11 protein-coding genes are annotated in these 16,343 nt (G+C 43.5%); 8 read left to right on the top strand and 3 right to left on the bottom strand.

Features of this window, described 5'->3' with window-relative positions:
• Positions 1-43: 43 nt before the first annotated feature.
• From OCV20_RS09775 to OCV20_RS09765, 3 genes are read left to right on the top strand one after another with little or no spacing between them, the layout of a single operon-like run.
• Positions 44-2,560, top strand: coding sequence for an efflux RND transporter permease subunit (locus tag OCV20_RS09775; protein WP_086775386.1), 2,517 nt, complete (start codon positions 44-46; stop codon positions 2,558-2,560).
• A 44-nt stretch (positions 2,561-2,604) separates the two neighbouring features.
• On the top strand, positions 2,605-3,426 hold the full coding sequence (locus OCV20_RS09770) for an outer membrane lipoprotein-sorting protein (RefSeq protein ID WP_086775385.1): 822 nt from the start codon (positions 2,605-2,607) through the stop codon (positions 3,424-3,426).
• Between the two features lie 9 nt (positions 3,427-3,435).
• Entirely contained in the window at positions 3,436-4,668 is a 1,233-nt protein-coding gene (locus OCV20_RS09765) for a hypothetical protein (protein WP_086775384.1), read from the top strand.
• 119 nt (positions 4,669-4,787) lie between these two features.
• Here OCV20_RS09765 and OCV20_RS09760 read toward each other — a convergent pair whose 3' ends face one another.
• From OCV20_RS09760 to OCV20_RS09750, 3 genes are read right to left on the bottom strand one after another with little or no spacing between them, the layout of a single operon-like run.
• Positions 4,788-6,452, bottom strand: coding sequence for an ADP-ribosylglycohydrolase family protein (locus OCV20_RS09760; protein WP_261881403.1), 1,665 nt, complete (start codon positions 6,450-6,452; stop codon positions 4,788-4,790).
• Positions 6,452-7,087, bottom strand: coding sequence for a DarT ssDNA thymidine ADP-ribosyltransferase family protein (locus OCV20_RS09755; protein ID WP_086775383.1), 636 nt, complete (start codon positions 7,085-7,087; stop codon positions 6,452-6,454). Before OCV20_RS09755 ends, OCV20_RS09760 begins: the two co-directional genes overlap by 1 nt.
• Entirely contained in the window at positions 7,084-8,511 is a 1,428-nt protein-coding gene (locus OCV20_RS09750) for a 3'-5' exonuclease (RefSeq protein ID WP_086775382.1), read from the bottom strand. The genes OCV20_RS09755 and OCV20_RS09750 overlap by 4 nt, the downstream gene beginning before the upstream one ends.
• A gap of 480 nt (positions 8,512-8,991) precedes the next feature.
• Here OCV20_RS09750 and pheS point away from each other — a divergent pair, with 480 nt between their 5' ends.
• The 5 genes from pheS (at position 8,992) to ptuB (ending at position 16,122) form a co-directional block, all read left to right on the top strand.
• Entirely contained in the window at positions 8,992-9,975 is a 984-nt protein-coding gene (gene pheS / locus OCV20_RS09745; protein ID WP_004734764.1) for a phenylalanine--tRNA ligase subunit alpha, read from the top strand.
• Between the two features lie 18 nt (positions 9,976-9,993).
• Positions 9,994-12,399 (top strand): phenylalanine--tRNA ligase subunit beta, encoded by a 2,406-nt coding sequence (gene pheT, locus OCV20_RS09740; RefSeq protein WP_086775381.1) that lies wholly within the window; start codon positions 9,994-9,996, stop codon positions 12,397-12,399.
• 468 nt (positions 12,400-12,867) lie between these two features.
• A complete protein-coding gene (locus OCV20_RS09735; RefSeq protein ID WP_086775290.1) occupies positions 12,868-13,809 on the top strand; it encodes a retron St85 family RNA-directed DNA polymerase in 942 nt (313 codons plus the stop codon).
• A complete protein-coding gene (gene ptuA / locus OCV20_RS09730) occupies positions 13,802-15,484 on the top strand; it encodes a retron Ec78 anti-phage system effector ATPase PtuA (RefSeq protein ID WP_086775289.1) in 1,683 nt (560 codons plus the stop codon). The genes OCV20_RS09735 and ptuA overlap by 8 nt, the downstream gene beginning before the upstream one ends.
• Complete coding sequence (gene ptuB / locus OCV20_RS09725) at positions 15,481-16,122, top strand: retron Ec78 anti-phage system effector HNH endonuclease PtuB (protein ID WP_086775288.1); 642 nt, start codon at positions 15,481-15,483, stop codon at positions 16,120-16,122. The genes ptuA and ptuB overlap by 4 nt, the downstream gene beginning before the upstream one ends.
• The last annotated feature ends 221 nt before the right edge of the window (positions 16,123-16,343 follow it).

The following is a 16,343-nucleotide window of genomic DNA, read 5'->3' as shown; positions in this document are numbered from 1 at the left end:
TGTGGTTTTGGTTTTCTTGAGTATATGACTAAGAACTGTGTTTTTGTCAGCTTCGGCTGGCTTTTTAAGACACAACTATGACGAATCGTCACAAATGGAGACTGTGATGGAACATGACAGCCAGAAGCCAGCTTTCGATCACCAAAATCGAGATAACCGTAACGTCGATAGCGTAAACGGGGATCTAAATAACAGTTGGCACTCAATACCGACCAAGCGTTCGTTTATCGTTCTGCTGGTGGTTTTTTCAATCATCATTCTCTCTGCATTAGGGGCAAAGAACCTTTACTTTAGAGGGGACTACAATATCTTCTTCGAAGGCACCAACAAACAGTTGATGGCATTCGATGAAATCCAAACGACCTTTGCGAAAACCGACAACCTCGCGATTGTTGTCGCACCTGAAGGCGGCAATGTCTTCACACCTGAAACCCTCACCTTAATTCAAAACCTCACGGTCGATGCGTGGCAGATCCCGTACTCAAGCCGTGTCGATTCCCTTGCCAATTATCAGCATACCGAAGCCATTGAAGATGACCTCTTAGTGGAAGACCTGCTGTATGAAGAATACGAGCACACGCCTGAGCGAATTGCCAAAGTAAAACAGATCGCCCTCAACGAACCACTGCTTAAGAATGCTTTAGTATCAGCCTCTGGCGATGTGACCATTGTGAACGTCACTGTGCAATTGCCAGAAGTGGATAAAACCGCGGAAGTGCAAGAGGTGATTGCGGCCATCAACGCCATGATTGGCAAGTACCAAGCTCAGTACCCAAATGTCGAGTTCCATAAAGCGGGCATCATCGCCATGAACAACGCATTTATGACTTCGGCTCAAGAAGACAGCTCGACATTGGTGCCGCTGATGCTGTTGGTGGTGCTAGTGTTCCTGACCTTTATGCTGCGCTCGTTCTTTAGCGTGGTGGCTACCTTAGTTGTGATTATCTCCTCGATTGTCGCAACCATGGGCTTGTCTGGCTGGGCAGGGATGTTCTTAAGTACCGCAACCGTGAATGTTCCAACATTGGTTCTCACTCTTGCCGTTGCTGATTGTGTTCACGTGATTGTGACAATGAGACAAGCCATGCAACGCGGGATGGCGAAAGCACAAGCCATCCAATACAGCATCAAGCTCAATGCGATGCCGATTCTAATCACCTCAGTGACCACCGCGATTGGCTTCTTGATGATGAACATGTCGGACTCTCCAGTGCTGCGTGATTTCGGTAACTTGTCGGCACTAGGCGTACTCATCGCGTGCTTCCTATCTGTAACTATGTTGCCTGCATTGTTAAAACTGCTGCCAGTTAAACGTCTATCTGCCAATCCTAAGGCGGCAGACAAAGTCACCTTTATGGATAAGCTCGGTGATTTTGTCGTTGCTAACCGCAAAGCACTGCTGCCTATTTCAACTCTTGTGATTGTTGGCGCTGCCGCGTTAATTCCACTCAACAAAGTGAACGATGAATCGGTGAAGTATTTCGATACCTCAAGTGAATTCAGACAAGCGGCCGACTTCATGGAAGAGACCGTAAGTGGCATGACGACCCTCAGCATCGCAGTGAAAACCAACGAGTCTCAAGCGATTGCTGATCCTGTGTTCTTGCAAGCGATTGGCGACTTTACTGAGTGGCTGCGCGTTCAACCAGAAACTGACCATGTGGCAACGCTTTCTGATGTTTATATGCGTTTGAATAAGAACATGCATGGCGATGACGACAGTTACTACCAATTGCCGCTGAACCGTGAACTTGCTGCGCAATACCTGCTGCTTTATGAGATGTCTTTGCCGTATGGCTTGGACTTGAACAACCAGATTAACGTCGATAAATCATCGATCAAAATGGTGCTCACGGTCGATAACCTTGGAAGCGTTGAGCTAGTGGAACTCGAAGATCGCATTTACTCATGGTTTGCAGCCAACGCGCCGCAATATGAAGTGGTCGCGTCGAGCCCATCACTGATGTTTGCACACATTGGCGAAACCAACATGGCGAGCATGCTATCAACTTTGCCTATCACCTTAGTGCTTATCTCTGGTTTGATGATCTTTGCATTGCGCTCGGTTCGTTTAGGCATGATCAGCCTAGTGCCAAACATTGCCCCGGCGATTATTGGCTTTGGTTTGTGGGCGCTGATCTCAGGTCAAATCAACCTTGGTTTGTCAGTGGTGGTCACGCTTACGTTGGGTATCGTGGTTGATGATGCGGTGCACTTCTTGAGTAAATACCAGCGCGCCAGAATGGAAGGGAAATCCGCAGAAGAAGCGGTTCGTTATGCTTTCCACACCGTTGGACGCGCATTGTGGATCACCACGGTCGTACTCGTAGCAGGCTTCTCTGTGCTGGCGATGTCGAGCTTCAGACTCAACTCCGATATGGGCTTGCTCAGCGCGATTGTGATTTTCATTGCGCTAGTGGTCGACTTCATCTTGTTACCAAGCTTACTGATGATCTTCGACAAACAGACCCACTATGCAGTTAAAACTCAGCACGATTCGAAGCCTGAGACCAAGTCGCAGCTTAGCTCGACGGCCGAACTGACTACATCGACCAAATAAGGAAACGTCAGCCTGCCGCGGTGGGCTGACTCAAGGAGATATTTATGAAAAGCGTTAAACAAACATTCGTTACTACATTATTTACCGTTAGCTCATTAACTGTCAGCACGTTAACAATAGGCTCATTCGCCGCTTTCCCAGCATTAGCAGACCCAGCGAAAGGCCTAGAAATAGCCGAGCAACGCAAAGCCGTCGATATGGGGTGGGGCGATTCTGTTGCGACCATGGAAATGCTACTTCGCAACAAACAAGGCGAAAGTAGTACGCGTCTAATGCGATTGAAGTCATTAGAAGTCGATGACGATGGCGACAAAGGCTTAACCATTTTTGATGAGCCACGTGATGTAAAAGGCACGGCTTTCTTAAACCATTCACACATCTCTAAATCGGATGACCAATGGTTGTATTTGCCGGCTCTGAAACGTGTAAAACGCATCTCTTCACGTAACAAGTCGGGCCCGTTTATGGGCAGTGAATTTGCTTACGAAGACTTAAGCTCGTTTGAGCTAGAAAAGTACACCTTCAACTACATTGAAGACGCCAAAATTGAAGGTGTTGATACCTTTGTTTTAGAGCAAGTACCGACCGACAAAAATTCTGGCTACACCATGCAGAAGGTATGGCTAGACCAACAATATTACCGCCCCGTTCAGGTTGAGTTTTACGACCGTAAAGGCGCATTGCTGAAAACCCTCTCGTTCCAAGACTACAAACAATACCTAAACCAATACTGGCGCGCACACACCATGTCGATGCAAAACCATCAAACAGGCAAAAGTACCGTCTTAACCACGACAGATTTAGCGTTCCAAACCGGTCTTAAGGACAAAGATTTCCAGAAAAACACACTCAAACGTGCAAAGTAAGGCAAGAATATGAAAAGGATTGTGTTAACAGGAACGCAGTTATCTTTAACCTTGGCGGCGACAGTCGGGCTTATGCAGGTGTCGTTGCCATGTGTGGCGGCAGGCTTTAGCTCTGAGTTCGTAGAACAGGTCACCCCGGAGCTAGCAGGGCAGGTTAACCTTGAACACAGGCAGTTCTTTAGCGACGGCTTGCAAGGGCAAGATAAAGGGCAAAGCTCGTTGGTGTTGCAACCAGAGTTTTATTGGGAACAACAAGAGGGCAATGGCAGCTTTACCTTCACGCCGTTTTACCGCCTAGACAGCGAAGACGATGAACGAACTCATGGTGATATTCGTGAAGCTCTGTACCTCACGTATTGGGATGATTACGAACTGCGAGCGGGTGTCGGGAAGGTGTTTTGGGGCGTCACCGAATCGGCGCATTTGGTGGATGTGGTAAACCAAACCGATGCTATTGAATCGGTCGATGGTGAATCTAAGTTAGGTCAGCCAATGGTGCACTTCACCTCAATCAAAGACTGGGGAACCATCGATGCCATGCTACTACCGTATTTTCGTGAGCGTACCTTCGCTGGGGAAGACGGCAGATTAAGGCCAACTGTGCCCGTATCGGATGATGCGCTTTACGAATCTTCGCGAGAAGAAAAACACGTTGATGTGGCATTGCGTTATAGCCAAATGTACGGCGATTGGGATGTCGGTTTAAGTTACTTAGGCGGCACAAATCGCGACCCTTATTACCGTGTGGAAGGCAATCAGCTCAAGCCGTATTACGCGCAAATGCAGCACTTCGGGTTGGATGTGCAAGGCATTATTGGTGACTGGTTATGGAAGCTGGAAAGTATTTATCGGGACAGCTACGACAACCACACAGGCGTAGCAACAGGCTTTGAATACACTTGGGTTGGAGCGCTTGAATCCTATTGGGACATCGGTTTTATTGCTGAATACTTGTATGACAGCAGAGGTAACAATGCCCAAACCATCGGCCAAAACGATGTGTTCCTTGGTGCACGTTTTGCCTTGAATGATGAAGATGGCACCGAAGTGCTTACAGGCATTACTCAAGACTTAGATAACAGCGATGTCTACAGCGCGAAGCTCGAAGCATCAAGCCGAATCAATAACAACCTCAAGTGGCGATTAAACGCTTGGTTGTTTGAGAACGAAACCCCAGAGGATTTGCTGTTCTTTGCTCGAAAGGATGATTTTGTTGAGGTAGCGTTGGAATATTACTTTTAAGTATAAAAACCTTGCGCGTCCACGATTGAATATGTGCATATTATTAATTGATAAGTTAATTACTCACTTGCCAATTAGTGACAGGAGGTAACATTTAGTACCTCCTTTACGCATTTTGATTATGCTTTTCTCTTATCTCTCGATACGATTGCTTTAGATATAATTGCTGAATATGCTACTGCACTGTTGATTCCTAATTCTCGCGAGACCTTGATTAAGTGCTGTCCGATTAAGGCCTCATTAAAGTTACTTTGTATCGCTTGTGATGTTAACTCGTCTAAGTCTACAGAGTCCCCATTGTTGTGGAAACCAATCTCGACTTGGCTATCTAGGTGCGGACGATGTGAGATACTGGGAGCATCAATCTTTTTGTTTTGTCCCACTTCTTGTTTTGATGTACCAACCTCCTCAAATAGTAGCGCGCTATCTATTGGTTTTAGTGAGGAGTCTTTCCTGCGCTTCACCAAGAAGCTTTGATTGAAATCAGACCTTACCCATTGATAAAAATAGTTATAACTATCGGTGCTGTTACTTCTAAATTCATCGGATATAGAGTCAACACTCCCAAATGGAGGTAAGAATGGTGTGTTATCTTGCATCCCAAGGAAATCTAAACTTGATGTCGGAGTTTTCCAGGTATTGATATCCGGGTAACGGAAGTTATTTTTTTCTTCATTTTTAGATATACGATTCAATCTCTGTGCATCGTAAATTAGGTATGTTTGATCTTGTACATTCTGTGGTGGTTGGCTTCCTTGAATGTACCCCCTTAAAGCTCCAACCATGGTCGCTATAGAGTCTGTATCAGTGCCTAGTTGGTTGGCTATATCAACCATCAAAGCTGGCAAGTCTTCTCTATTTAGATAAGAAGCGGCCAACGCCCCGACAGCAGTTAACGTTCCACTACCTCTGATCGCTTTGTTACTTAAATCAAGGTCGTTTACCAAAGATGTATAAGAAAAGTCGCCAGTCTGTTTCCATTTTTCAACTATATTCAGTAACTGCTGTATCTCTTGATAGACATTGTCATATGATTCCTCCAAAAAGCTATCTGATTGTGCCTCGTACATTGGAACCCATGCTGTACTAAGGTTTATGTCACTACGAATGTAACTCGGTATGTCTTTAATCCATTTTGAAAACGATCGAGCTTCTCGGACACAAGGTATTTCTTTTTCTACAATTACATATGATAGGCATAGAGCATGAAAAACTGCCCCTGCGATTGCTCGAGGGTGCCCATGAGTACATAGGGAATTCTTGACTACATCAAGGAGGAATGATTCAGGTTGTTTCGGCGTGATGCTTGCCCATACGTGAGGTTGAATACGCATTGCAGCACCATTACCCCCGGAATCCACGTATCTAGACTTTTTTGTTTGGTAAAAGTTGTTGTACCAAGCAATACTCTTTTTCCCTAATGATTCTGCAGCTAGCTTTGAGCCTATACCTGCACCTAAAGCATAGGAAGACCATACTGGAATCTCGATCTTAGAAAATGCATTAATATCAAAATAGTTATTGAGATTAATAGATCTTGCTGTGGACAAACGTAGCTGGGTGTCGTCGGAGTATGCTCCCTGCGGCAGACTTACGATAGGGCCGTACATACCACCGACCTTTCTTTGCCATTCAACTAACCCAGTTACTGTGTTCTTACCGGTGCGTTTTACAAGCATATTCTTGTCTGCTAGCTCAGTAATGAACCCGAGTGCATCTCCATACGCCGCCCAGAGGCTTGAATTAACGATGTTGCTTTCGTTGTCAATAGTCATTTTAATCATCATCTTACGAATTTGTTAGGAGCTATCTCAACTTGAGCGCTAGTACTTAACGCCATCATTTGTGCCATGACACTGGATTTATCTTCTTCAGTAGCGACATAAATTTTATTAAGATATTTAGTTTCTAGTTTTCCTGGGTATAGAACTTCAGCTTGCTCACATGTTGTCATGGATGGCAGCAGGCTTTTATCTCTAGATATTTTTTTTTGGAATTTCCCTTCTACTGGATCGTTGAACATTTGTTCAAACCCTTCACGTCCAACTCCACGAATGCAAGAGGGATATATGTTGTTCGTCGTCGTAAAGTAGACATCTGAATGGGTAAGAATCTCCGGTGAGAATGATAATATCGCCCAATACATATCTACATTTTGATGGATAAACTTGGAGTAATCAAAAAACTCAAAGTTTAACTTGGTTAAAGATAGGTTAACATAGTTCAACCATCGACGATCTCGCTCTTTTCGCTCTTTTGAGTTTTGTTTGAATATAAAGGCTAAAGTATCTTCTTGCTTTAATTCATTGTTCGGGAGAACACCACCAGTCCGAAGCGTACCAAGGAGTCCTCTGTTAGTTGTAAAATGCAAAACTTCGGTTATATCTTTACTAGATATAGAGTTATCGAATTCGTTCACAAAGTCACCTTGTTGTAAGTTGCTTCACTTAAGTGGTCAATAAATGTTGGTCTGCTATCTATTTTGTAGCCTAGGATGACGTTCTCTTTAGCTCTAGTTATCCCCATCGATAACAGTTTCACTGTTGAAGAATAATCGGCATCTTCACTATCGGCTGTGCCGAAGCTAAAATGGCGACCTTCTAAGCCTAGAATGAACACATGATCGAATTCTAAGCCCTTAGCCGAGTGAATTGTTGACAGTGCAATATTAGTGTCTAGCGGGGGCCACTCACTTTCACCTGAAATTTCTACGAAGTCTAACCCTTTTGCCGTTAGCATTTGCTTTGTTCCGCTAAACCAACCCCCGCCTTTTGCATGCAAGAAGCCCACGGTTTCGTTATTTAAATCGACTTTACTATCAATATAATCAAGAACGTATTCCATTTGTTGACTAAATTTACCCTCTAGAAGAATAGGGGTCTCACCGTGGCGCTTAATGGCATCCAGTATTGGTAATGTCCCATCATCGTCTATAGTTATTCCGGCATTCTCAATTAATTTACTCGCAAAATGTGCAATTTCGACGGTATTTCTGTAGTTGAACTCGAGTCTTGCGTATCGAGCGTTTGACGTATTTATTCCTGCTTCCCGCCAAGTAAACCCTCGTTTGTATATTTTCTGATTACTATCAAGGACGATTGTTGTGAAGTTCTCGTCTGCTAATTGCATAGTTATGGCTTTTAATTGGTTTGCTGAGAAGTCTTGTGCTTCATCGACGATCGCTATGTGAATATCGTCAATCTTCGACTTTGAAAATAAGACAGCGATGTCGTTCCAATCGAGTTGTCCTCGTTTCTTCTTTTCTTTGCAATATGGATAAACTACTTGATCTAAAATTTGTCGTCGAAGTTGGCGGTCAACTCTCGGTGTTGTACCTCGGCCAGTTCTCTCCATGTCGATATAGCTTTCGAGTTTGTCTTCGTCGAGCTTCCCAAGTAAGTACTCTACTTCATCGACAAGGAACTGATTATCTAAAGGTATCTGAGAACCAAACATTTGAATTAAGTTTGATTGAGGGCTAAAGCTCAAAATGGACACATGGCCATTGATTCGCCTTCGCATATATTTAGCTAGTGTTGAAACTTCAATATTCAGCTTTTTATCTTTTATTGACTGAGCTAAATGAGACTCGGTTTGCACTAGATCGTTAACGTATGCCGCAAGAGTTTTGTTAAAGGTGAAAATACGGATGTTAATGCACTGCTGAATATTTTGTCTTGCGAACTCTTCGAGAAAGTACCCTATAGATAATTTCATCATTAATATGGATGTTGTAGTTTTACCACTACCTGCTGCCCCCCGAATTATTAGTGTTCCTGGACGAGGACGAACCATTAGTTTTAGTTGCTCATCGGTTGGGGATACTGACTGTAACGTTTTCATATATGTTGCTGTCCTTTAATTGATATGCAACTTATATATTAAATCTCTATTAAAGTCTGCAAAAAAATGTGGTTATTCAATGTTGTAGTTTGGGGTAATATTTGGAGTCACTTTAAGTTTATAACCTCTTTGTCGTTTTTTTCATATGAGCAATGGCCTTAAACCTCGCTCCTTAGTTTCTTATGTCTGTCCTAATCCTTCTTCTACCTCTTGTCTTGTTAACATCACAGCCTCAGCTAAGGTTCGCTGAATGTAATCAAACTGTCTCACTTGGTGACGTTTATGTATCCGTTTCTCTTTGATTTTGCTGATTTGAATGAATTTCTGATTCCTAACGTTAAATTTGCCGTGTTTTTAGTCAATAACTTGCTCTTTTAACGATTCAATTTGGCATTGGTTGCGTGTTTGATTACTATGTGTAGCTATCTAAAAAAACTAATCATCCGATACGGACACTACCAACTGGTAGATGAGGAAATGATGCAACATCTAGAAGAGATCATTGCTAATGCAACGACTGCTATTGATACAGCAGATTCGTTAGTCGCACTTGATGAAGTGCGAGTTCAGTATTTAGGTAAGAAGGGTGAACTAACTCTTCAACTACAAAGCCTAGGTAAACTTCCACCTGAAGAGCGTCGCACTGCTGGTCAAGAGATCAACAAAGCGAAAGGTGCTGTTCAACAAGCGATCGCAGCTCGCAAAGACGCACTACAACGTGCAGAGCTTGAAGCGAAACTAGCTGAAGAAACTATCGATGTGAGCCTACCAGGTCGTCGCATTGAGAATGGTGGTCTTCACCCAGTTACTCGCACAGTTGAGCGTATCGAACAGTTCTTTGGTGAGCTTGGCTTTAGCACTGAGTCTGGCCCTGAGATCGAAGATGCATTCCACAACTTTGATGCACTAAACATCGCAGACGATCACCCAGCTCGTACTGATCACGATACTTTCTTCTTCAACCCTGATCTAATGCTACGTACGCACACTTCTGGTGTTCAAATCCGTACGATGGAAAACGGCAAACCGCCTTTCCGCTTCATTGCTCCGGGTCGTGTTTACCGTAACGACTACGATCAAACTCACACGCCAATGTTCCACCAAGTGGAAGGTATGTTAGTTGATGAGAACGTAAACTTCGCACAACTTAAAGGCATTCTTAACGATTTCCTTTGTAACTTCTTTGAAGAAGAAGTTGAAGTGCGTTTCCGTCCTTCATTCTTCCCGTTCACAGAGCCTTCAGCTGAAGTTGACGTGAAACGTAAAGATGGCAAATGGCTAGAAGTTCTAGGCTGTGGCATGGTTCACCCTAACGTACTTCGCTCTGTTGGCATCGACCCTGAGAAATACTCTGGTTTTGCATTCGGTATGGGTGTAGAGCGTCTAACGATGCTTCGTTACGGCGTAAATGACCTTCGTGCGTTCTTCGAGAACGACCTTCGTTTCCTTAAACAATTCAAGTAATCCGGGGCAGTCAAAACTATGAAATTCAGTGAATCTTGGCTACGCGAGTGGGTTAAACCTGCAATTAACAGCGAAGAGCTAGCTCACCAAATCACTATGGCTGGTTTGGAAGTTGACGATGTAGAACCTGTTGCTGGTGAATTCACCGGCGTTAAAGTAGGTAAAGTGGTTGAGTGCGGTCAGCACCCAGACGCAGACAAACTACAAGTTACAAAAATTGATATCGGCGAAGAAGAACTTTTAGACATCGTTTGTGGTGCATCTAACTGTCGTCTTGGCCTAACGGTAGCAGTAGCAACAGTTGGCGCAGTACTTCCTGGTGACTTCAAAATCAAGAAAGCAAAACTACGTGGCGTTCCATCGCACGGCATGCTTTGTTCTTTCTCTGAGCTAGGTATCGACGTAGAGTCTGACGGCATCCTTGAGCTACCAGAAGGCACAACGCTAGGTATGGACGTTCGTGAGCTTCTAGAGCTTAACGACGTAACTATCGACGTAGACCTAACAGCAAACCGCGCAGACTGCTTCAGCATCCGTGGCCTTGCTCGTGAAGTTGGCGTACTAAACCGCGCAGACGTTACAGAGCCAACAGTTGAAGCTGTTGCAACAAGCATTGAAGACACAGTATCTGTTGAAATCAAAGCAACTGATGCTTGTCCACGTTACCTTGGCCGTGTGGTTAAGAACGTAAACGTGAAAGCGGAATCTCCAATCTGGATGCAAGAAAAACTGCGCCGTTGTGGTATCCGTTCAATCGACCCAGTTGTAGACATCACAAACTACGTGATGCTAGAGCAAGGCCAACCAATGCACGCATTTGATCTAGCTAAGATCGAAGGCGGTATCGTGGTTCGTCTAGCAGAGCAGGGCGAAAAACTAACACTTCTAGATGGCAACGAAGCTGAACTAAACAGCAACACCCTTGTTATCGCTGACCACAACAAAGCACTAGCAATCGCTGGTATCTTTGGCGGTCAAGATTCAGGTGTTACTACTGAAACAACTGACGTTCTTCTTGAAGCAGCATTCTTCGCACCGGATCACATCCGTGGTCGCGCACGTGCTTACGGCCTTCATACTGATTCTTCTTTACGTTTCGAACGTGGTGTTGATTCAACGCTACAAGCAGCAGCAATGGAGCGTGCAACACAGCTTCTAGTTGAAATCTGTGGTGGTGAAGTTGCGCCAGTAAACGGCAGCGAATCTGAAGCTGATCTTCCTAAAGCAAACGTAGTTGCTCTACGTCGCGCTAAGCTAGACAGCCTACTAGGTCACGAAATCCCATCTACAGACGTAGTGGAAATTCTTACTCGCCTAGGTTGTACTGTTTCTGTTGTAGAAGATACGGAGACGACAGAAGCTGGTTGGACGGCAACGTCTCCATCTTGGCGTTTTGATATCGCAATCGAGCAAGACCTAATTGAAGAAGTAGGTCGTATCTACGGTTACGATAACATTCCAAACCAAGCGCCTAAAGCGGCACTTAAAATGAATGACCACAAAGAAGCTAACCAACCGCTTAAGCGCGTTCGTGACCTTCTTGTAGACCGTGGCTACCACGAAGCAATCACATACAGCTTCGTAGAACCAGAACAGCAAAAGCTTGTTGTACCTGGTGTTGAGCCGCTAATCCTGCCATTCCCAATCTCTGCGGACATGTCAGCAATGCGTCTTGGCCTAATCCAAGGTCTACTAAACACAGTTGTTCACAACCAGAAGCGTCAACAGTCTCGCGTTCGTCTATTCGAATCAGGCCTACGTTTCATCCCTGAAGCAACAGCTGAAAACGGCATGCGCCAAGAAATGATGCTTGCGGGCGTTATCTCTGGTACTCGTGGCGAAGAGCACTGGGACATTGCAACTAACACTGTAGATTTCTTCGATCTTAAAGGTGACCTAGAAGCAGTTCTTGAGCTTTCTGCAAACGAAATCGCATACAGCTTCAAAGCAGCGAAGCACCCAGCACTTCACCCAGGTCAAACTGCGGCTATCGTAGTAGACGGCAAAGAAGTGGGTATCATTGGTACTGTTCACCCAGAACTAGAGCGTAAGTTTGGTCTTAACGGCCGCACTATCGTATTCGAAATCGAATGGGCAGCTATCAACACTCGCGTGCTTCCAGAAGCAGTAGCAGTATCTAAGTTCCCTGCAAACCGTCGTGATATCGCGGTTGTTGTTGACGAAGCAGTCGCTTCTGGCGACATCGTAGAAGCGTGTATCGCAGCTGGTGGCGAATTCCTAACAGACGCTAAACTGTTCGACGTTTACGTAGGTAAGGGCGTAGAAGAAGGCAAGAAGAGCCTAGCTATCGCACTGACTCTACAGTCTGTAGAGCGCACACTTGAAGATGCAGACATCGCTGGTTCAGTAGATGCTATCGTAGCTTCAATCTCAGAGAAATTCGGCGCAGCACTTCGCGACTAATCTCTTCTGATAGATAGAAAAATCAAAGGCCTCGCATTGCGAGGCCTTTTTGTTTTGGTTGTTTACTAACTCGTTATTGGACAGTTAAATCCAGCAACTTTACTAAATTAGCATTTCAAGAATAACTACAGGCAAGGGAAAGTCAGTTAGCTTAGTACTCTGTATTGATAGTGACGATTACTGAATAACTAGGGCTATGTTCACTTAACCTACTAACAAGCATTGTTAAACATAAAGGGTTGGAGTAACATTACAGTGCTCTTTAGCTTAAGACGAATTACGTCTAGTCGGGTGATTAGCCAGACTCTAACTTATTGAACGGGATTAGTTGCGAAATGTACTTACTTCTTCGCAGCCTAAACTCGTTCCTCCTTTAGGCTGCGAAGAAGTAAGTACATTTCGCTGTCTCTAGTAAAGAGCTAAGCCCAAGAGTATTAGTACTTTTGGGCTTTTTTTGTTGAGAGGTTTATGAACTTAGTAAAGCAACTAGCAGGGCACCTAAGAAAAAGTGAGTCTGAAGTCATACGTTTTTTGATGGACGCCCCAAGTAAATATCGTGTATACAAGATCCCAAAAAGGTCACATGGACATAGGGTCATAGCCCAGCCATCTAAAGAGCTTAAAGAGTATCAGAGGGCATTTTTGGCTATATATACTTTCCCTGTACATCATATGGCTATGGCATATAGTGAGGGAAAGGGCATCAGAGAAAATGCTTTGTCCCATGTTCGGAACAATTATCTACTGAAAACGGACTTTGAAAACTTTTTCAACTCTATAACCCCTGCCATCTTTTGGCAAAGTGTAGATAGTTGTACAGCTGACACACCAAAGTTTACCGATCAAGAAAAGAGACTTGTTGAGAAGCTTATCTTTTGGTGCCCAAGCAAGACGAAACTCGGTAAACTGGTGTTGAGTGTTGGCGCTCCTACTTCGCCAAGTATATCTAACTTCTGTCTCTATGAATTTGACCGTTTTATGACCAATGTCTGCAACGATCAAAAAATAACTTATACAAGATATGCTGATGATTTGACATTCTCAACCAACGAGAAAAATATTCTCCATACTATAGTTCCTTCTATCCAACAGCTATTAGTAGAGTACTTCTCGTACAACCTTAAGTTAAACCACAGCAAAACGGCTTTTTCATCGCGTGCGCATAACCGACATGTTACAGGTATTACACTTAGCAATGAAAGGAAGCTCTCTTTAGGTAGAGAACGTAAGCGATACATCAAACATCTAATAAATCAATTTAAGTATAATCTTTTAGATAGCTCGGATATCCGTCACTTACAAGGACTATTAGCCTTCGCTCAGCATATTGAGCCAGTTTTTATCACCCGACTAAAAATCAAATATACTAGTGAGTTAATTCAACGGATCTACGAGGCAAGTCATGACTAGCAAAACAAAAAATACCAAAGAGCTAGAGCGAAGAGCTAGGAAAAATGAGCTACTCCCAACCTTTCAGCTTTATCAAAATTATGCTCATGGTCTAGATAGTGTCGCTATAGATGAGGAGCTAGCCAATCATTACCTATTGCAATGTGTTAAGTACATTGAGAACAATAGTTCTGACACTCCTGACATCTTTGTGCCCCAAAACAAGCTACATTTAGCAAGCCTTGAACTATTTGATTTTCGTCGATTTAAAAACTTACGTATGTTTTTTGAGCCAGATCTGACCGTAATCATCGGTAATAATGGTCAAGGTAAAACCGCAATTCTTAATGCCATATCCAAAACGTTAAGTTGGATTAATGCAAATATTCTTAAGGAAGAAGGTGCTGGTCAGCGATTGAGTGAACTGTATGACATTAGAAGAGACTCCGATAACTCTTACACTGATGTGTTAACAGAATTTGAATACGGCTCTGGGTTAAAGCGGCTAACTGCACGCTTATCAAGAGCAAGTCTTGGAGCTTCTGAAAGGCGAGATAGCGATGTAAAGAACCTTCGAGAGCTTTCTAATGTTTTCCGTATTGTTAATAATAATAATGTAGTAAATCTCCCTTTGTGCGCCTTTTATTCTATAGAGCGTTCTCACGCACTATCTCGCTTAAATAAGGATAATGTCTCACTTCGAGAAGAACGTTTTGACGCATACAACTCTGCTCTTACTGGTTCAGGCAAGTTCGAGCATTTTGTAGAATGGTTTGTAGCTCTTCATAAAAAGTCAGTAAATGATAAATCAAACGAAATTGAAGCACTGAAGCAGCAAGTTAAGGATCTAGAGTCTTCTGTTGACAGTGGAATCCTGTCGCTTGAGCCTATTCTTCAACAGACAAAGGTTCAGCTGAATGATGCTTTAGCTACACTGAAGTCCGCTAGTATTAATCAGGTGCTAACAGACGCACAAACAAAACAAATCGTCGTCCAAGCGATTTGTCGTGTCATTCCAAGCATTAGTGATATGTGGGTTGATACAAGTACAGGGTCAGACGTCGTTTTAGTAAAAAATGATTCCATAGACATAACTATTGAACAGCTTTCTGACGGACAACGCACGTTCTTAGGACTGGTATCTGACTTAGTTCGTCGCTTAGTCATGTTAAATCCCAAACTTGATAACCCACTTGAGGGACAAGGGGTTGTCCTAATCGATGAAATCGAGCTGCATTTGCACCCTAAATGGCAACAGGACGTTTTATTAGACCTTCAAGCTTGTTTCCCTAACATTCAATTTATTGTTACAACACATAGCCCGTTAGTTCTATCTACTGTTGATAAAAATAATATCAGAATTTTTGAAGGTACAGACACAGAAGGTAGGACTCTCATAGACGCTCCCGACTTTCAAACCAAGGGAATCATCAATTCCGATGTTTTGGAGCAGCTCATGGGGACTTTTGCCACTCCTCAACGTATAGAAGAAGCCCATTGGCTCGCTAAATTTGAATCTCTTTTAATCAGTGGTCATTACTATGATAATGCCGAAGCACAAGCTCTATATGAAGATATACGCAAACACTTCGGTGAAACAAGTTCTGAGAAAAAAAAATGCGATAGCTTAATTAGAATTCAGGAAATGAAACTTAAAGCTAAAAAAGCCATCGAGAAGAAGAGAACTGGCGAATGAGAAAATTGAATCGTCTTCCTTCAAATTGTTTATCTGGTCTCGTCCATGGGCAAAACGATTGGATGGAAGCTCCTAAAGACGATATCTGGATTGAGTTAGACAAAATGCAAAATGGGTATTGTGCATATTGTGAGTGTTACTTAAAACGTAAACACATTGAGCACTTTAAAACTCGAACAGCTTACCCTCAGGAGACATTTAGATGGGCCAATATATTTGGCTCTTGCGGCGATAGTTCAAAGACTGGGGGATGGGGGCGCTGCGGGATCTATAAAGATGCTGGTGCTGGAAAATACAATATTGCAGAGCTGCTAAAACCAGACCAGGATGATCCTAGTGACTACTTGCTCTTTCTAACTTCGGGTATGGTGGTCGCGCACCCTAGTCTAACAGGGGGGAGCTTGCGTAAAGCAGAGGAAACAATCAGGGTCTTCAATCTAAATGGAGACAGCGCTCTGTTCAACAGCAGACGAAAAGCGATAGGAGCTATACAGAAAGAAATAGATGAGCTATATCAGATGCAGGATGAGTTAGGTGATGACTGGCAATCTTTTCTGGACGAAGCATTAACAGGTGTTTGTGGACAGGAGTTTCAAACGGCTTTAGAACATTCTTGGCGTCACAACCTCTCACACTAATAAACTAAATCCATCTTATTAACGCACTAGCTAGTTCGGCATATGTTAGTGATGTCCTTACTTTTGATAGGTAAGGGCTTTAAACCTTAATAAAAAACAGTCGCACCGACTTATCTCGCTAAATCGACGAGGGGTAATAGCGCGCTGGCAGCACTTCTCATAAAACAACCCCATCTTGATATAGCACACCTAACAGTCCGATTTGTCTGTTGAAATATCGA

The organism is Vibrio coralliirubri (assembly GCF_024347375.1).
Taxonomy (GTDB): Bacteria; Pseudomonadota; Gammaproteobacteria; order Enterobacterales; family Vibrionaceae; genus Vibrio; species Vibrio coralliirubri.
Note: the sequence above shows the minus strand (reverse complement) of the source record. Positions and strands in the feature narration are given on the sequence as shown.